General features: G+C 32.7%; 18 protein-coding genes. 11 read left to right on the forward strand and 7 right to left on the reverse strand.

Annotated elements, in window-relative coordinates:
* The first annotated feature begins 122 nt into the window (after positions 1-122).
* The 9 genes from J7E44_RS15660 (at position 123) to J7E44_RS15695 (ending at position 6,760) form a co-directional block, all read left to right on the forward strand.
* A complete protein-coding gene (locus J7E44_RS15660; protein WP_214831330.1) occupies positions 123-734 on the forward strand; it encodes an L-threonylcarbamoyladenylate synthase in 612 nt (203 codons plus the stop codon).
* A gap of 21 nt (positions 735-755) precedes the next feature.
* A complete protein-coding gene (locus J7E44_RS15665) occupies positions 756-1,457 on the forward strand; it encodes a CPBP family intramembrane glutamic endopeptidase (RefSeq protein WP_214831331.1) in 702 nt (233 codons plus the stop codon).
* Positions 1,458-1,461: 4 nt separating this feature from the next.
* Positions 1,462-2,220: a peroxide stress protein YaaA gene (gene yaaA / locus J7E44_RS15670; protein ID WP_214831332.1), complete on the forward strand. Its 759-nt coding sequence runs from the start codon at positions 1,462-1,464 to the stop codon at positions 2,218-2,220.
* Positions 2,221-3,069 (forward strand): peptide chain release factor N(5)-glutamine methyltransferase, encoded by an 849-nt coding sequence (gene prmC, locus J7E44_RS15675; RefSeq protein WP_214831333.1) that lies wholly within the window; start codon positions 2,221-2,223, stop codon positions 3,067-3,069.
* 50 nt (positions 3,070-3,119) lie between these two features.
* The gene (locus J7E44_RS24280) at positions 3,120-3,248 is read left to right on the forward strand and encodes a tautomerase family protein (protein WP_353050500.1); all 129 of its coding nucleotides are present in this window, start codon (positions 3,120-3,122) and stop codon (positions 3,246-3,248) included.
* 69 nt (positions 3,249-3,317) lie between these two features.
* A complete protein-coding gene (locus tag J7E44_RS24285; protein WP_353050501.1) occupies positions 3,318-3,506 on the forward strand; it encodes a hypothetical protein in 189 nt (62 codons plus the stop codon).
* A gap of 183 nt (positions 3,507-3,689) precedes the next feature.
* Positions 3,690-4,049 (forward strand): DUF4180 domain-containing protein, encoded by a 360-nt coding sequence (locus J7E44_RS15685; RefSeq protein ID WP_214831334.1) that lies wholly within the window; start codon positions 3,690-3,692, stop codon positions 4,047-4,049.
* Between the two features lie 568 nt (positions 4,050-4,617).
* Complete coding sequence (locus J7E44_RS15690) at positions 4,618-5,196, forward strand: phage tail-like protein (RefSeq protein ID WP_214831335.1); 579 nt, start codon at positions 4,618-4,620, stop codon at positions 5,194-5,196.
* 7 nt (positions 5,197-5,203) lie between these two features.
* Positions 5,204-6,760, forward strand: coding sequence for a lectin-like domain-containing protein (locus J7E44_RS15695; RefSeq protein ID WP_251040606.1), 1,557 nt, complete (start codon positions 5,204-5,206; stop codon positions 6,758-6,760).
* A 102-nt stretch (positions 6,761-6,862) separates the two neighbouring features.
* Here the strand turns inward: J7E44_RS15695 and J7E44_RS15700 are convergent, their stop codons facing one another.
* The 7 genes from J7E44_RS15700 to J7E44_RS15730 form a co-directional block, all read right to left on the reverse strand.
* Positions 6,863-7,834 (reverse strand): NAD-dependent epimerase/dehydratase family protein, encoded by a 972-nt coding sequence (locus J7E44_RS15700; protein ID WP_214831336.1) that lies wholly within the window; start codon positions 7,832-7,834, stop codon positions 6,863-6,865.
* Positions 7,831-8,616 carry an SDR family NAD(P)-dependent oxidoreductase gene (locus tag J7E44_RS15705; RefSeq protein WP_214831340.1) on the reverse strand — a complete coding sequence of 262 codons (786 nt, stop codon included), beginning with the start codon at positions 8,614-8,616 and terminating at the stop codon, positions 7,831-7,833. The genes J7E44_RS15700 and J7E44_RS15705 overlap by 4 nt, the downstream gene beginning before the upstream one ends.
* Before the next feature lie 145 nt (positions 8,617-8,761).
* Positions 8,762-9,862 (reverse strand): helix-turn-helix domain-containing protein, encoded by a 1,101-nt coding sequence (locus J7E44_RS15710; RefSeq protein WP_214831341.1) that lies wholly within the window; start codon positions 9,860-9,862, stop codon positions 8,762-8,764.
* Between the two features lie 32 nt (positions 9,863-9,894).
* The gene (locus tag J7E44_RS15715; RefSeq protein ID WP_214831343.1) at positions 9,895-10,536 is read right to left on the reverse strand and encodes a rhomboid family intramembrane serine protease; all 642 of its coding nucleotides are present in this window, start codon (positions 10,534-10,536) and stop codon (positions 9,895-9,897) included.
* Between the two features lie 15 nt (positions 10,537-10,551).
* On the reverse strand, positions 10,552-13,134 hold the full coding sequence (locus J7E44_RS15720) for a DNA gyrase/topoisomerase IV subunit A (RefSeq protein WP_214831345.1): 2,583 nt from the start codon (positions 13,132-13,134) through the stop codon (positions 10,552-10,554).
* 8 nt (positions 13,135-13,142) lie between these two features.
* Positions 13,143-13,619: a hypothetical protein gene (locus J7E44_RS15725; protein ID WP_214831346.1), complete on the reverse strand. Its 477-nt coding sequence runs from the start codon at positions 13,617-13,619 to the stop codon at positions 13,143-13,145.
* 79 nt (positions 13,620-13,698) lie between these two features.
* Entirely contained in the window at positions 13,699-15,582 is a 1,884-nt protein-coding gene (locus J7E44_RS15730) for a DNA topoisomerase IV subunit B (protein WP_214831348.1), read from the reverse strand.
* A gap of 142 nt (positions 15,583-15,724) precedes the next feature.
* Between J7E44_RS15730 and J7E44_RS24290 the strand changes: the two genes are divergently transcribed.
* Both J7E44_RS24290 and J7E44_RS15740 read left to right on the forward strand, forming a co-directional pair.
* Positions 15,725-18,652, forward strand: coding sequence for a sensor histidine kinase (locus J7E44_RS24290; protein WP_214831349.1), 2,928 nt, complete (start codon positions 15,725-15,727; stop codon positions 18,650-18,652).
* Positions 18,621-19,349 carry a LytR/AlgR family response regulator transcription factor gene (locus tag J7E44_RS15740; protein ID WP_214831350.1) on the forward strand — a complete coding sequence of 243 codons (729 nt, stop codon included), beginning with the start codon at positions 18,621-18,623 and terminating at the stop codon, positions 19,347-19,349. The genes J7E44_RS24290 and J7E44_RS15740 overlap by 32 nt, the downstream gene beginning before the upstream one ends.
* The last annotated feature ends 241 nt before the right edge of the window (positions 19,350-19,590 follow it).

Genomic DNA, 19,590 nt, shown 5'->3' on the forward strand with positions numbered 1-19,590 from the left:
TACCTACTGCTCCATCCCGCGATATTGGATTGCAAATGTACGACTATTTTTTTAAATTCCTAATTTTTCTTTTAAATAAAGGAGTTTTATGAAAACTATTCATTTATTTGTATCTTTGTTTTATGGCAAAAATATTAAAAATTTATCCTGATAATCCTCAGGAAAATCTTATTAATGAGGTCATTAAAACCTTAAATAACGGTGGATTAATTATTTATCCTTCAGATACTATTTATGCATTAGGCTGTAATATTTTTGATATCAAAGCCATGGAAAAACTGGCTCAATTAAAGAAAATGAAGCTTGATAAAGCACAATTTTCGATCATTTGTAATGATCTGAGTCATCTTTCTGATTTTACAAGACCTATTGACACTTCTGTTTTCAGATTTTTAAAAAGTCATCTCCCGGGACCTTTTACATTTATTTTAGATGCCAATAAAAGTGTACCTCTAGCCTATAAGGGACATAAAACCATCGGTATTCGTGTTCCTGACCATCCTATTCCACAACTTATTGTTGAAAAGTTAGGCCACCCAATTGCTTCCACCTCTATCAGAGATGAAGATGAAGTAATTGAATACTCTACAGATCCTGAATTAATTGCTGAAAAATACGACCATTTAGTAGACATTGTTATCGATTCCGGTTATGGTGATAATGTAGCATCTACGATCGTTGACCTTACTTCCGGAGAGCCTGAAGTGATAAGACAAGGAAAAGGAATGATCTAATTGGTGATATTGCTTACTAAAATGAGTCTTAATGGAAAATATTCTTTAGGAATAATCCTTGCTTTTACGCTTCTTGCATTGGCAATGCTTTATTCAATCCCTTTGATAAATGTGATCACAGATTCTAAAAGCATTAATACCCATGTTTTTTTCTACAGTAGGATTGTTCTTTGGATGATTATGTCATTAATTTTTTGTTATAATGCCGTAATAGAAAAAGAGCCCTTCTTTCTTTGGAGAGAGAAAAGATATTCTTTATTCTTTTATATTGGAACTGTTGTCTGTCTTTATTTTATCTGTGCGGTCGGAGGAGCATTTATTAATGCTGTCATTATGACTTTACATCGGGAACAAATCAGTAATAAGCTTATTCAATTGCAATCTTTGTTTAAGGGTAATTATTTTCTCATCATTTCCATTTGCCTAACAGCAGGTGTTGTAGAAGAATTGCTAATGAGAGGCTACATTCAACCTAGAGTAGAGAAAATATACCATAGCCCGATTTTAGGAGTCTTGGCGTCAGCTGTTTTATTTGGCATTCTCCATAGCACGTATGGAACGATAGGCCAAGTCGTAATTCCATTTTTTATTGGAGTAGTTTTTGCTATATTTTACAAATTATATTCGAATATTAAAATCCTTATTATCTGTCATTTTATGTATGATTTTATCTCTTTGATGATCATGAATTTTATTGATATTAAACACTTATCTTCTTTTTAACATTATGAAAATTATTACATCACCTGCCAAATTAATGAATGTAGAAAACTCAACTGATTTGCTGAGATCTACTACTCCCAAGTTCATTGAAGATGCAGAATTTATACAATCTTTTTTAAAGCATAAATCCCCCAAATACCTTTCCGAATTAATGGAGATCTCTCCTAAACTGGCGGATGAAAACTGGGAAAGAAATCAAAAATGGAAATCAAATCCAAAACCAAAAGAGTCTGCTCCTGCAATGTTTGCTTTTACAGGTGAGGTCTATAGAGGTCTTGATGCAAAAACTTTGGATAAAAAAGCTATAGATTATCTGCAAAAACACTACAGAATGCTTTCCGGATTATATGGTTTACTAAAACCTTCGGATAAAGTAATGCTGTACAGACTGGAAATGGGTCGTCATTTTGAATTTGATCACTATAAAAATCTCTATGAGTTTTGGCGTGAAAAAATTACTGAGCAATTAAATTCGGAGATGAAAAAGAATGAAATTTTACTTCACCTAGCCAGTAACGAATATGGAAAGGTAATTGACAGAAAGAAACTGAATCATAAGGTAATTGATTTCGATTTCTATGAGTTAAAAGAAGGAAAATTAAAAACCATTGTTGTCTATACTAAACATGCAAGAGGTCTGGTTGTGAGATTCTGTGCCGAGACTAATGCAAAAACACTTAATGATGTAAAAGCTTTCAATTATGATGGCTACAGAATAGATGAAGATAAGTCAACTGATACAAAATTGGTTTTTACAAGATAAATGACAATATCAGAATTCAAGATATATTTTAAGACCGAACTTCAGGATCTGTATACAGAGTCGGAAAGCACATTTCTGTATTCTATTTTCGTTGAAAAAATTGTAGGTTTTGACTCATTTCAGCAAAGAAGGTTTTCACATCAGGAGTTATTGGTTGATGATGAAAAAAGACTTCAGGGAATTATTTTAGAATTAAAAACCAATAAGCCCTATCAGCATATTTTAGGAGAAACTGAATTTTACGGAATGAGATTTTTTGTAGATGAAAATGTTTTAATACCACGTCCTGAAACTGAAGAATTACTGGAAATAGCTATTGATAAAATTCAACGTTTAATACATAATACTCAGGATTTAAAAATTCTCGATATTGGAACAGGAAGTGGAGTTATTCCTTTAGTTTTAAAGAAGTATTTTCCTGAAGCTAACGTTTCATCCATTGATTTTTCTGAAAAAGCTTTAGAAACAGCAAAAAAGAATTCTGCTTTTCATCAACTTGATATTAATTTTATCCACGGTGATTATCTGAATTTTGAACTTACTGAAAATTATGATATTATAATTTCAAATCCACCTTATATTGGAATGGAAGAGGAAATTGAAATTGTAGATTCTGTGAAAGAGTTTGAGCCTAAAATGGCGCTCTTCTCTCCTACTTCCGATGCTTTGATCTTCTATCGGAAGATCGCAGAAGACTCAAAAAAACACTTGAATGAAAATGGAATGTTATTTTTAGAAATCAATCAAAAGCTTGGTCTTGAGACATTGGAACTTTATTCCTTTTTTTCAGAAGCTCAACTGGTTAAGGATCTGTCTGCGAATGACCGGTTTATTATTGGAAGAAAATAATACAATCAGAATTTTTTAGTTCCGTATCTTTAATTAAAATTCCGAACGTTATGCCACACTTTATTGTAGATTGTTCAGAAGAGGTTTTAAATATAAAATCTCCCCATGAAATAATGGATGCCGTATACGAAGTAGCCGAAGCGTCGGGGCTTTTTGCCAAAAATGATATTAAAGTTTGAATTACACCTTTCAAATATTATAAACTTGGTGATGAAAAGAATAATTTCATTCATATTTTCGGAAATATTATGGCGGGAAGAAGTACTGAGCAGAAAGCTAATCTATCAAAACAGATCATTAAACGATTTAATCAGATGTTTCCTGAAATTCCCATCTTATCAATGAATATCACAGAGTTTGAAGCAGCAACATACTATAATAAATCACTGATTGATCCTGAAAATACTAATGGTGACAGACATTTCAATAATAAATAGTACATTTTCTGTTTCATATTTATCGTTTGAATTAATAGATCCATCAAATATTTCGTTAATTAATACTACAATTTATTAGTAACTTTCGTTCTTAATCATTGCCTTTAGCAACCAAGGAAATGCATTTCCTTTACAGCATTTTTAGATAATATGAAGTTGTCGATATCAAACAATTAAGTCACTATGGAAATTAAAAATCATATCATTAATAACACAAAAATAGCAGAAATCGTTACTGATGAACTTATTATACAATCGGCTCAAGACAGTCTGGATCTCTTAGGAAATATTTACTATCAGGGGTTCGACAGATTAATCATTTATGAAAAAAATATGACACCGGATTTTTTTGATCTTAAAACAAAAATTGCAGGTGATATACTCCAAAAATTTTCTAATTACAGAATGCCGTTAGCCATTATTGGAGATTTTAAAAAATATGAAAGTAAAAGCATTAAAGATTTTATTTTTGAAAGTAACAAAACAAGACATATTAATTTTGTAGCTGTGCTTGAAGAAGCATTAGAAAATTTTTCAAAATAAATAATTTTTCTTTAGTTTAGAGGATCAATAAAGATTAATTTATTCAAATATTCCCATAAAATTATTTTATGGATTTTTTATTTTCATTTTTCACTAAATGAAAGTATTTCAGAACGTTACTACTCCATATATTAGAAATAATCTATTAAATAGATAATATAAATAATAATTTAAATCATAAAATTATTTTTAATTTAAAATTTAAGCCAAATAAAAATTCACATCTGAAAGACAGGGGATTAAAGTAATTTATTCCTATATTTGCAACAAACACAAGAAGTATGAATTTTAGTTATTTACCAGCCGGACAATATTGATATCATCATATTAAGGCTTTTAACTCACATTTTTTTCACTCTTTTTTAACGGAATTTTACAGAATCTCTTCTTAGAAGTTCTTATAATCCTACAGCAACTTTTGTATGGCGTAGATTAAATCTTATTATGCAGTAAAACTAACTGTTATAGATTTTTTCTGCCATTCAAAGCTATTTTATTAAAAGAAACTGATATATAAAACACAAATTATTTCATAGATCACAAACCTTAACAAAAAATAAATTACACTATGATGAAAAATCATTTCTTATCCTTCGCTTTTTTATTTATTGCTTTATTTTGCCAAGCCCAGGTTGGGATTAACACACCTAATCCTGATAACAGTGCTGCTCTGGATATTTACAGTCAAAATCGAGGAATGTTAATTCCCAGACTCACGACTGCTCAAAGAAATGCCATTGCAAGTCCGGCCAATTCACTGCTAATTTATGATACTGACAAAAAATGTTTAAGCCAGAATATCGGTACCCCTACAAGTCCGGATTGGTTATGTATCAGTGGTAATGCTGTTAAAATGTTTTACATGCCAAGTGTTTCCTTTGATACTTCCAAAAATGCCAATGCTCAAACAAAGGATTTATATACATTATACAAGAATCAATTTGGGTCTCCGAAAGCAAAAAGTACTAGTGCACCAGCATCTATTCCCTTTTTCCCGTCTAATAAAGACCTTTACTATTATGTAACTGATGCCGATTCCAATGTATTTAGTAACATCTCCATCTCGGACACAGGTGTCATGACGTATGATGTAAGAGCAGCAGCAACAGATTGCTCTTTTATTAATATTGTTTTTGTAGTAAAATAATTGAGTTATGATGAAAAATATCTCAATTTCAGTATACAATAAGCTTTTATTTATTTCTCTATTGTTCATTTTTTCTCAAAATATCAGAGCTCAAAACGAACAAGGAACAGGTTATCCGTATTTCGTGAGCTTTACCCAAGGATTACAACCTCAGGAAGCTTATAAAGTAACGACAAGTGGTGTTCAAAATGATGCAACTTTTACTACCGATGGCTTACGCCTGACCAGAAGCGTGAATAATATCTCTGGTGGAGTTATATTGGCCGACAGAATATTTAAAAGTGATCAAGGAATAAAATTTGAATTTGAATATGTAATCTATGGTGGAGGCTCCAATGGAGGAGATGGTATCTCTATATTTTTAATCGATGGATCAATTCCTAAAGAACAGCTCAATATTGGGTCTTACGGAGGTGGATTAGGTTATACTCATGTTATGAGAATTTCGAGATGGGGAGGAAATTTAGAAGGGCTTAGAGGAGCTTATTTAGGCATTGGTCTGGATGAATTTGGAAATTTTAAAACCAGCTGGCGTCAGGGAGACAGAACAAGGAATGGGCTTACCGATGTATCAATAGCCGGATGGCGCAGTAATATAACTTTGAGAGGTAAACGAGGAAATCAATATTTATCATCTTCTGAACCTGCCGGATACAATGGGTATCCGTTACTCTACAGTGCGGCGACCAATGTGGCTGCTTCAAGTAATAACCGGTCAGTCTATCTGGATGTTCAAACCGGCAAGCATGTAGGTATTAAAAACCCAAACTTTAGCCAGTTCAATATAGAAAGTGGTGGAAACTCAATTCCTCAAAGTGATACGGACGTAAGATTCCGTAAAGCATATGTAACGTTAGTCCCTAATCCTTCAGGTGGTTATAATATTACCTTAGAAATTCAACATGGTAATGTTAAAGAGAAAATCGTTGACAATTATTATTATCCAACGTCTTTAAAATATACGGAGAATGCCATGCAAAATAATCAGGTAAGAACATTGGATACTTCTCCTCCTGCTACTTTCAGAATTGGATTTGCAGCCTCAACAGGTGCTGCTAAAAATATACATTTATTAAAAAATTTGGGCGTAAGTAAACCTTATGCAGCTGAAGTAACAGATGATTTATTTGAAGGATGTCCTAAAATAAAATCGATATACTCGCCATTATTAAATGACGCCGCTTATTCTAAAAAAAATGAACAAAATCCTCCCACGGCTTCTTATGATAACATTGATTTCAACTCGTTCCGGTTTTTGGACATTAATGGTAATGTCATTCCAAATATTGTGGGTGGAGTTTACACTAACAATGAAGGCACCTGGACCTATTATCCCTCTACGGGAAAACTTTCTTTCAAACCAGCTGACGGGTTTACCGGAGTTGCTCAGATAAGATATGATATTAAAGGTGGAGGCAGAGACGGAACTGAGATTCCTTATAATCAGGAAGACTACAGATCAATGCCTGGATTGATACAAGTCAACATCTCAAATTCTAACAACTGCAGTAAATCCTGCGTTATTTCGAATAAAAATGTAACTCAAAAAATAAAAACCGAGTAAGAATTAACAAGAAACACATCATCCTAAAGCCGATTCTTTAGGATGATTTTTATTAAAGAGCAATTGTATCAATTCAGATTGACTTTAGCTCAACCCTAAAAATCAATCTATTTTCATTAGCCTAAAATATTCGATAGCATCTTGTAGTGCTTTGCCTACAAGCTGATACTGAATCCTCAATTCTTCTATTGATTTCTGATTGGAATAGTAATTATGAACCTGCAGAGCTTTCATATTGGAAGTACAGAGGTTCGTTTTTATATTCATTTTTCTCAATCCATCTCCTATATAGCCTAGAATACTCAGAATTGTATCAGGAATTGGGATCATAACTGTTTTCTGATTGGTAATATGGTTTACTTTTTTAAAAAAATCTTTATATTTTAGGTTTTCATTGGCTAAAAGGTATTTTTCACCGCTTTTTCCTCGTTCCATAGCTTTTACAACTCCATAGGCTACATCTTTTGCATGAACAAAATTTTTTCCGCCTTTAGGGTAAAAAATTACTTTCTTCTTCCAGGCCCAAAAGATGATTTTTCCAGAACTGGGCTTATGATCATATGCCCCTATCATAAAAGTAGGATTAAGAATAATGACATTTGTACTTTCAGTATGTTGCAACAAATAATCCTCTGCCTCCAGCTTGCTTTGAGCATACATCGATTTTGTAAAAGGATAACGTTGAGGGTTCTTTTCATCTCCAGGGGTTTTCTCGCTTCCATACCCCAGAGTATTAGCTGAACTAATAAAGACAAATCTTTTTACACCACAAGCTTGTGCCTGTGTAAACAAATTTACTACTCCATCATAATTCACCCTCTTATAATCTTTGTAATGAATAAGATTCTGACGGGTTTCTGCGGCAATATGGATAAAGCTGTCTATTTCCGGAAGAAATGAAGAAATATCAGAAAATAAATCCCCTTCAACAAGCTTCAGGTTCTCGTTCTTTTCACCCAAATAGCTGCTTTTCTTGCGCACCAAAGCAATAACAAAATAACCATCTTTTAATAATTTTATAACAACATTAGTTCCTAGAAGTCCTGTAATTCCGGTCACAAAAACTTTTTTCATGCTTCTATTTCTTTTTTAATTGCATTTGTCATCAACGGTAATTTGATCCAGATAGGCAAAATTTTCATAACAAGCCAGCTTATTGGATTTACCATGATCACAGAATCCCTTTTGAATAATTGATTAACGCAACGTGCAGCTACTTTATTGGGATCTAATAAAGTTAATTTCCCTAAAAAACCCTGTTTTTCAATTCTCTTGCAAACATCTATATTTGTTTTCATCGCTCCCGGGTTTACAACACTTACAAAAACGTTGGTGTCTTTCAGCTCCTCATGCAAACCTCTTGAAAATGAATGAATAAATGTTTTGGAAGCAGGATACACCGTTTTAAAACCAATAGGTGAGAATGCGGCCATACTGGAAACATTTAAAATATAAGCCTTAGGCTGTTTCAATAAATTAGGTAACAGTTGATGGGTCATCATCGATGTAGCCATAACATTAACCTGTAGAATGGTATTGATGTAATCGGGTGTAGCATCCACAAATTTTTGTGTTCCTCCTAATCCTGCGTTATTGATCAGAATATGAATATTAAAAGATCTGTTTAGCTCTTCTGTAAGATTCAATACATTTTCATTCGAAGAAAGATCAATCTCATAGTAATGTGTTTTTACTTCATAGCTGTCAGCAATTCTTTCACTAAGCTCCTTTACGTTCTGATTGGGTAGGCTAATAAGAATGACATTAATCTTCTTCCTAGCAAGATGTTCGACGAAGGCTTTACCTAATCCCTGGCTTGCTCCTGTTACTACAGCGAATGATTCTTTGGTATCCATAACAAAAAATTATGGTACAAATGTATCTTCATCAAGCACTTTTTCTGTTCCAGATTATATGCATGAACACATTTTGAACAAATATATAAACAATTAAAAATCAATCAATTAAAAACAATGGAAGTTAAAATTTATAAACCTGAACTTATTTTTTGAACTCTGAAGGAGTCTTATCTGTGAATTTTTTGAAAGTAGTGTTAAAAGATGTCTTGGAATTGAATCCTGACTCGTACGCAATTCCCAAAATGGAAAGCTTGTTTGCGCTGTTATTTTTTAAAAGCTTTTTAGCGTGGTCAATTCTGTATTCATTGACAAACTGGAAAAAGTTCTTTTGAAATCCCGTATTGATCACATAAGATAAATGATGCGTAGAAACAGAAAGCTGCTCGGACAGTTTAATTAGATTAAGTTCACTATCGAGATAAAGCTTTTCTTTTTCCATTATCTTTTCAAGCTCTGTTTTGATTCTTAATAATTCATCATCAGAAATTAACTTCCGTTTTACCTCTTCGTTTTCATCTTCAGTATTAATTGATATCAGCTCTTCACGCTGTTTCTCTTCAACCGGATAAATTTCCTTTTGTTTTAAAGAATAAAAGGCTACAAAATAAACAACCAGTAAGAACGCTATATTAATGAAAGCATTCAGCGATGTTGAATTGTAGGAAAGGTTATAAATAACATATATAATATTGATGATAAAAATAATGAGAATGATATACTCCAGCCAATTGAGATTAATCCCTTCTGTATTTGAGGAAAACTGCTGAATCCGTTTTTGATGTTTTCTGATGGTAACATAGGAAAGACCTGTATAGAACAGTGCCTGAAATAAGATCAGCCCTATAAATACATATCCAAACAATCTTTGGTCCTCAAAATTTCCAAACCGCTGTAACAATAAATTAGCAAGGAAGATAATGGGGAGGATGGCATATTTTACATCCGAAATCTTAAATTTAAAGGAGGGATTAGAAAAAAATAAGACACTGAAATAAAACATAATGGGTGTCAGAAACTGGATAAACTGAACAATGAGAATTGAATGAAATTCTACCTCAGATCCTTTAACTAATGAGCAAATTTCATCCAGCCAAAAAGTTGACCACAAAAAAAGAAATATCCCAAACCAACGGTTGGCTTTAGTGTTAACTTTAAGTGGATTGGTTAGTTTTAATAGAGAAAGCAAAACCAATGAACCATATATAAGTATAACGATAAAACGATTTAACTCAATTGTGTTCATTGGTTTTGATATTTTATATAAAGATAACTTTTTTATCCTATTCTTTTCCTTATAAAAATTTCATAGCTTAAATAGGCCAATGGAAGCGACATTATTCCAAGATAAAGTATATTGCTCATTGCCAAGTCCGGATGTAGTAAAATAGCATATACTAAACCAAAAAATGCACCTCCCAGATGAGCTGAATGTCCTAAATTATCCCATTGCTTTGGATTTAACATCATATAAACAGAATAACCGAAATATAATGTTCCAAAAAGCCAACCTGGTAAAAAGTTCACACTAATTTCATTCGGAGCCATTGCAATAGCTGCAAAAATAATTCCTGAAACCGCACCCGAAGCTCCAATAGCAGAATACCAGGGTTGATTCTTATAAATTAAAAGACTAAATAAATTACCAAGAAGCATCGAGCCAAAATAAATGACTAAAAAGCCTATTTCCCCAAAGAAGCTAATTACTGCCCCCTGAAAAAAGTATAGAGATAACATATTGAAAAACAAGTGCATAAAATCTGCATGTAAAAAAGCAGAGCTTACTAATCTAATGTATTCCTTTCGGTTTGCGATTGCAGCAACATTAAATTTATATTTTTCAAATAAACTCACATTATTAAGTCCCATGTAGCTTATGATACATGTAACAGCTATAATGATTAAGACAACTATACTCATAATAATTTTTAATGTTTAATTTTCACTATCATCACTCTCAAACAGGTCTCCGATGATACCTCCATCTTCATCAATCCCTTCTGTAGGTTCCGGTTCTTCATATACTTCAGGCTCTTCCTCTTCGATTTCAGGTAAGACAACATTGATCGCTTTTACCTTAAACTTGGTGAATTGATTTCCTATCGCTTTTATTCCCTTCACCATTATAAATTCGTCGATATTCACTGTTTCAGGATCACGTTCTTTTCCTTTTTCCTTAGCAAAAACAATTTCCGCCGTAGATCCATTTGCCACAATCACATTTTCAACAAATGACTTGCTATGTTCCGATGGCATGAAATTCTGTGGATTGGTATTATTTTCCAATAAAAATCTCTTAATGAAATACATATCCTTTTCACCATCGTAATAAATACAGGTTACAGGTTGTTGTGGTCGCCACTTCTCTAAAATCAGATACTCATCATCAAAGCGGTTTCCAAGGTCAAAACTTACTAATTTCGCTTCACCATTAGAATTGATCGTTAAGATTTTATCATCCCCTTTAAAGCTTCCTAATAAAGTTCCTCTTCCATCAGCATTTAATCTTCTTACCGTGTCATCAAACCAGATCCTTCTTGGAGCCAGCGTAGAAATACCCTCTTCCTTAAGATCTACCTTTTTAACTGAATATTTGGTTACCAGATTTCCTTTAGAATCACGTCCTTTAATCGCTAATTCAGAGAAATCGATATCCATTTTATTTTTTCTGATTCTTGGATTCGGTTTCAAAAGGACTGTAACTGTTTCTGCCTCTCCATTTGGATTTGCAGAAAAGTAAAGCATCTCTGAACCTTTTTTATCTGAAGCTAATGGATAATCAGTATTTCTCGTTACTCCTGTTACAGAGAAACGTTTCATATAATATGGTCCTTCTTTACCTTCACGATAGATCATATTATAAACCGTCCTTTTATCATTTTTCTTCCAGATCGCAACGTGTAGAAGGTCTTTCCCTATAAATGTTTTAGCCTCTACTTTAACGATCTTCATGCTTCCGTCTTTTCTGAAGGTAATGATATCATCAATATCCGAACAGTCGAACAAATATTCATCCTTTCTTAATGATGTTCCAATAAACCCTTCTTCACGGTTGACATAGAATTTTTCATTAGCCACAGCCACTTTAGTCGCATCAATAGTATCAAAAATCCTAAGTTCTGTTCTTCTCTGTCTGTCTTTACCGTATTTTTTCTGAATATTTAAATAATATTCAATTGCATAAGCAATAAGATTGGCTAAATTATGCTTTACCAACTCTATCTTACCCTCAAGAGCTGCAATGTTTTCTTTAAATTTATCTAAATCAAATCTTGAAATTCTCTTGATCCTGATCTCGGTTAATTTTAAAATATCTTCTTCAGTTACCGCCCTTAAAAGATGTTTTGTATGAGGTTTTAAACCTATATCAATCGTTTTTATAACATCTTCCCAGGTTTCTACTTCTTCAATATCGTGATAGATCCTATTTTCAATAAAGATCCTTTCCAGTGAAGAAAAATGCCAGCTTTCCTGCAATTCATGAAGCTCGATCTCCAGTTCCTTTTTTAATAACGAAACCGTATGTTCCGTATTCATTCTTAAAATTTCGGAAACATTCAGGAACATTGGTTTATCTCCTACAATTACACATGCATTGGGAGAAATTGTAACCTGACAGTCTGTAAAAGCATATAAAGCATCAATTGTTTTATCTGGCGATACATCATTATGCAAATGGATCAGAATTTCTACTGTATCTGAAGTATTATCTTCAATTTTTTTGATCTTGATCTTTCCTTTTTCATTGGCTTTTAAGATAGAATCTATCAGGTCACTTGTCGTTTTAGAAAAAGGAAGTTCAGAAATAACTAACGTATGTTTATCTGTCTGTATTATTCTGGCTCTTGTTCTTACTTTTCCACCTCTATGTCCATCATTATATTCCGAAACATCCAAATATCCTGCAGTCAGGAAATCTGGAAACAACTCGAACTTTTTACCTTTAAGATGAGCAACAGAAGCATTGATCAGTTCATTAAAGTTATGTGGAAGTATTTTGGTCGACAGTCCTACCCCGATACCTTCTACCCCTTGTGTCAAAAGCAAAGGAAATTTTACCGGCAAATCAATGGGTTCATTATTTCTGCCATCATATGATTTAGACCATTCTGTGGTTTTAGGATTGAAAACAACTTCAAGAGCAAAAGGGGTTAATCTTGCTTCAATATATCTGGCAGCAGCTGCAGAATCTCCAGTAAAAACGTTACCCCAGTTTCCCTGGGTATCTATCAGAAGTTCTTTCTGCCCGATCTGTACCATTGCATCTGTAATTGATGCATCACCATGTGGGTGATATTTCATGGTATTCCCTACAATATTAGCTACCTTATTATAACGTCCGTCTTCCAGCTCCCGCATGGAATGCATAATCCTTCTTTGAACCGGCTTTAATCCATCATAAACTGATGGAATTGCTCTATCTAAAATCACGTAAGAAGCATAGTCCAGAAACCAGTCTTTATAAAGTCCGGAAACTTTCTTTAAGCTCTCACCTTCATGCGAATTTTCTTCTGTCATTATTTGTTTTAACGTTTTTTCTCGTTATTAGCTTTTACTACTTTATTTAAAGAAAATTTTAAATCGTTTACTTCTTTTGTCGTTAAATAAGAAATTTCATACTTCAACATTGTTGAACCTGTATTCTTACTTGAAATGGTGACATATAGTCTTTTTATAAAAAGTAGATTTACTATTTCATATTTTATTAATTTATACTTTGGAAACTCATCACTCAACGGTTTACTCAAAAATGGAAGGATATTCCGGTTTTTGAAATTGAGAGCTTCTCCATCGCTATCATATTCAAAGATCTGTCTTCCTGTAAGGTAGAAAGCACATAGCATCATCAATGGGATAATGATTAATAAATAGCTTTCTGACCCTAAAATTTCAAATCTATATTCTTCTAAAAAGAAGGCTACAATTCCGCCCATTAACATCATTATTAATAGCGTATTAATAAAGTTATAACCCGGCGCTTTATTGCGGTTACTTAATCTCATTAGTATTTGTGTTTTCGTTAAAGTTTGTTTCTTTTTAGGTTATCTTAATTTTGGTTAGAAAGTTTTTGGAGGGATGATTTTAACTTTCTACTTCGTTTATAATTTCTCTGCTATCAATATCGCCATCTTCTACCACTAGATTTTCAAGAATAAAAACCTGTCTGTCCGGTGTATTTTTACCCATATAAAATTCTAAAAGCTGTTCAATGGTCTGATCTTTTCCAACGACTACAGGTTCAAGACGAATATCTTTGCCTATAAAGTGTTTAAATTCATCAGGTGAAATCTCTCCCAATCCTTTAAATCGGGTAATTTCCGGGTTCTTTCCTAATTCATTTAAGGCTTTTACCCGCTCCATTTCACTGTAGCAATATCTTGTCTCTTTTTTATTTCTGACCCTGAATAATGGGGTTTGAAGAATATAAAGATGTCCATTCTTAATCAAGTCGGGGAAAAACTGTAAAAAGAATGTAATCATTAAAAGACGGATATGCATCCCATCAACATCGGCATCGGTTGCAATGATAACATGATTATATCTTAAGTCTTCAAGACTCTCTTCAATATTTAAAGCAGCTTGTAATAAATTAAATTCTTCATTTTCATACACTACTTTTTTTGTTAAGCCATAACAGTTCAATGGTTTCCCTTTTAATGAAAAAACGGCTTGGGTTTCAACATCTCTTGATTTAGTAATTGATCCGGATGCTGAATCTCCCTCAGTAATGAAGATCTGTGTATCTCCTTTTCTTTCTGCTTTTTGATCATTATAGTGTTGTCTGCAATCACGAAGCTTTTTATTGTGAAGCGATACTTTTTTGGCTCTTTCTCTGGCCAGTTTCTGAATTCCTGAAAGTTCTTTTCTTTCTCTTTCTGAAATTAAAATTTTCCGTTGAATTGCCTCTGCAATCTCAGGGTTTCTATGCAGGAAGTTATCAAGTTTACTTTTTAAAAAATCAATAATAAACGTTCTTACTGTCGGACCATTCGGTCCCATATCATTGGAACCTAATTTAGTTTTTGTCTGAGATTCAAAAACAGGTTCTTCTACATTAATGGAAATTGCTGCAATAATAGACTTTCTAATATCTGATGCATCGAAATTTTTATTAAAAAACTCACGTATTGTTTTTACATATGCCTCACGGAAAGCATTAAGATGGGTACCACCCTGAGTCGTATTCTGACCGTTTACGAATGAAAAATAAGTTTCAGTCTGTGATCTGTCCGAATGGGTAATAGCGAGTTCAATATCCTCCTCCATTAAATGAACGATCGGATAAAGAATCTCGCCTTCCAATTCTTCTTCCAATAAATCTTTAAGACCATTTTCTGAATAATAGGTTTCCCCGTTAAAGATAATTTTAAGTCCCGGATTCAGATACGCATAGTTTCTGAGCATTCTTTCGATATACTCTTTTCTGTATTTGAAATGAAGAAATATCTCTCCATCTGGAACAAACGAAATTTCAGTACCATTTCGATCTGAAGTATCCTTTTCATCGTGATTTTCCGAAATAATTCCTCGTGAAAATTCTGCTATCTTCATCTTTCCTTCACGAAAAGACCTTACTTTAAAATATTCAGAAAGTGCATTTACTGCTTTGGTACCAACACCATTTAAACCAACAGATTTTTTGAAAGCTTTGCTATCGTATTTACCTCCGGTATTCATTTTGGACACTGCATCTACTACTTTTCCTAATGGAATCCCACGTCCAAAATCACGGACAGTTACCTTACCATCATCTACTTTTATTTCAATTCTCTTACCTGATTTCATTCTGAACTCATCAATAGAGTTGTCGAGAATTTCTTTAAGCAAAATGTAAATACCATCATCAGCAGAAGAACCATCTCCGAGCTTTCCGATATACATACCGGGGCGCAAACGAATATGTTCCTGCCAATCGAGGGTTCTGATATTATCTTCAGAATAGATTGGATTTATTTCTTGTGACATAAGTTATTTCAGCAAACATACAAAAGTACGAAAATGATCAAAATTATCCGAATTTTTCTAATTCATTTTTTAATAATATTATCTAATATGTATTGCATTATTGTCAAGCAAATTTTATATTTACGCCATTATTCAATATTAAGTGAAAAACCTATGTGATTTCTCTATATTTTTATTAATACTATTCTTTCCTTTTATCTCTTTTAGCCAGATCCCAGGATTGGTAAATTATAGTGAAGAGGATGGACTGAATAGTTCCACTACTTATACGATCAATCAGGATAACAAGGGGTTTATCTGGATTGGTAGTGACAATGGACTGTTCAGATTTGACGGAAGGGAATTCAAGCAGTTCAGTAAAAAAAACGGACTTAAGAACATTGATGTTTTGGGGTGTAACCCTCTGTCTAACGGAGAAAATTTCATTATGCCTTATTTAACTGATTTCGCTTATCTAAAAGATGGAAAAGTTATCAACTCAGATTACAATAAAGAGCTTAAAAAGCTTACTCATATATCATCAAGTTATAGCAGTGGAGATTCACTTTTCACATACAATTATGACAATCCCAAAGAAATTTTTCTATACAGACATGGAAAGGTAAAAGCGATTCCACTATTTATAGATAAGGGTCTGCCATTAATGGACAAATATTTTGCATTCTCTTACGACACTGCCAATCACTTACTTTATGTAACTAACGATCGTGATAAGATAGTCGCTTATAACATTCTCACCAAAAAGAAAACACTTTGTAGTGTTTCTATGCCTAAAATGACTATCTATAGAAGGGGGGATTATTTTGTTGCAAACCTTAATAATAAGGTGGAAATTTATAAGAGAAGTAATAAATATTATTTAAAAAAAATTCAGTCTTTTTCTATTCGTGAAAAGATTCATCAACTTGTTATAGACAAGAATTACAGACTTTGGCTTTGTCTGGATAAAGGGGGTGTCATTTATTATAAACAGACATTGCAGGAGGGGAATCTTTCCCATCCTTTAAAGCTTATGGATGACTTTGTCATGAATCATATTATGATAGACCGGGATAATAACGTTTGGTTTTCAACAAAAAATAACGGCATTTATTTTATTACAGAAAAGTTTTTCAATAACTACATTCATTTGCCTGTAAAAAATAACTCATCTTTCATAACGGCTATAGGAAAAAATGGCAAAAATATTGTTTTAGGATATAATGAAGCAAAAAGTGGTATTTTAAAATCCAATACTATAAAGGATCTAGTCCTTGAAAAAAACAGAAAAACCGAAACTAAAAGTATATTTTCAAAAGGAAATATGATTATTTTCGGATTTAATCTAAGTGTTATTCAATACAATACGCTTACCCACAAAATAAATCATCTGGGAGATTACAGTTTAAAGAGTATTTTGCCTTACACTGATGATTCTGTACTTATTTGTTCTTCTGAAAGCCTTACAGTTTATAATTTTACTACTCACCGTAAATTTAAGTTGCTTAATGAAAGGACTTACAACGCCTTATCCTACGACAAAGACAGTATTTTTGTAGGTGACTTTAAAGATTTATATAAGCTGAATGTTAAAACAAAAAAGAAGATCTTATTTCTGGAAGGGTATTATTTCACAGACATTAAAAAGCTCAAATCCAACATATATGTAGGATCTACCAACCTTAATGGCATTGTGTTTTTCAACAATAAAAAAATTATACGAAGAATAACTGAAAAAAACGGCTTATCTACTGATCAGATAAAAAAGATCGAAGTTGAAAACGAAAATATTTTCTGGGCCAGTACCAATTCAGGATTAAGCAGGGTTGAAATAAAAGGAGCCCATATTAAGATCAACAATTTCACCCAGACAGACGGACTCCCATCTAATGTAGTCGCTGGATGCGTAATAAGAGACGACACTATTTTTGCAGGAACATCAAAAGGTTTAGCCATTCTCCCTATTAACAACCTGCTGGCACAACCAAAATTTATCAATAAGAAAGTAATCGTTAATTCTGTTACGATTGGAGATCGGGAAATATTTAATCTCAATCGTAAAATTATAGGTCAGACCCCAGAAAATACGGTGACTTTTGATGTTAGTTTTCTCGATTATACTTCTCAGGGAAAGGTAAGCTACAAATATAAAGTTGAAGGTCTGAATGATGAGTGGCAAATCAGTAATTCATCTAAAATTACATTCAATGCCCTTCCACCGGGAAAATATACTTTTAAAGTTTTCGGACTGGGTTATAATGGAAAGCAGTCTTACTCTTCTACTGATCTTAGTTTTGAAATTAATCCCAAATTCTGGCAGACCTGGTGGTTTAAACTTTTAGTGATCATCATTATCGGTTCCTCAATTTTTTCATTAATCACATTATACTTTCAAAGGAAACGAAACAAAAAACTGGAAACACTGTATTATGAAAAGAAAATTGCCGAGCTTGAGCTACAGGCTATTAAGGCACAAATAAATCCCCATTTCATTTACAACTGCCTTAATTCCATTCAGTTTTTATTATATAAAAAAGATTATGTTGAGACAGAAAATTATTTAGACATTTTCTCTCAAATGATCAGAAAAACACTGCATTATTCAGAAAAAACTTTTATGCCGATTAAAGAAGAAACCGAGTATCTTTCACTTTATTTACATATGGAAAAACTCCGGCTAAAAGAGCAGTTTGATTATAAGATAATAGTTTCCAATACCGTAAATGAAAATTGGATCATTCCTTCCCTTTTGATTCAGCCTTTTGTTGAGAATGCTATAAAGCATGGAATCTCCAGTTTAAAAGACAGAAAAGGATTTATTCATATCCTATTTGACTATGTTGATTCATTACTTTGCATTACAATCGAAGACAATGGTATCGGAATAGGAAGCAAACCAGAATCTACTGCAAAGGCCAATTCTTTTGGTGTAAAATTATCTCAAAAAAGAATTGAAACATTCAGGCAGCTTTTTGAGACTAATATAACTTTAGAACTCAATGATCTTTTTGAAAAAGAGCAAAAATCAGGTACACAAATAAAACTATACATGACTCCTTATGAAAACGAAAGTACAAGTCTGCATCATTGATGACGAACAAGACGGAAGAGATTATATTTCTCTTTTGCTTAAGAATGAATTTCCGGATATTCAGATTTCATTTCAGGCTTCAAGCGTAGAAGAAGCATATATTAATCTTGTAAAGAATGCTCCGGACATACTGTTTTTAGATATTCAGTTAAAAGATGGGACGGCATTCGACCTGCTCTCAAAGTTTAGAGAAATCAATTCTCAGATCATTTTTATAACTGCTTTTGAGCATTTTGCAATTCAGGCTATAAAAAACGGTGCCACAGATTATCTCCTGAAACCGATAAAAAAGATGGATTTTATTATGGCTGTTAATAAGGCTTTAGAAATCAATAAAAAAAATAAAAGCTCCACAACAGCAATTAATCAAAATAAAATCAGCCTTCCTACTTTGCAGGGTTTTAAATTAACTAATATTACTGATATTGTACGTTGCGAAGCCGATTCCAGCTATACAACTTTTTATATGAGTGATAAGACGAAGATTATTGTATCTAAAACACTGCATGAATTTGAAGAATTTCTAGCGGATTATAATTTTTTCAGAATACATCATAAACACCTTATTAATCTCAGTCATTTAAAAGAATATATAAAAGGAAAAGGTGGTCAGGTTATTATGACGGATAATTCTGTTTTGGATGTCTCAGTACGTAAGAAAAATGATTTTCTAAATAAAATTGAACATATGGAATAATTACAAGGGATGTCAGATTTTTTATAAATAGTATACTCATCTATTCCTGCTTACTAGCCATACTCCTTTTACTTTAGGTTAAATAGTTCTTTTAGAATACAGATCTCCCCATTAAATAATTTAGTGGGGAGATTTATATATCTAAAAATACTCAATTTCGTTCAAAAAGCACTCAATTAGTCACAATTAAGGGAAGTTACATCACACTTACTAATGAAATAAGAACACTTATTAAATCAAT

It is taken from the genome of Chryseobacterium sp. ISL-6, assembly GCF_018613715.1.
Taxonomy (GTDB): domain Bacteria; phylum Bacteroidota; class Bacteroidia; order Flavobacteriales; family Weeksellaceae; genus Chryseobacterium; species Chryseobacterium paludis.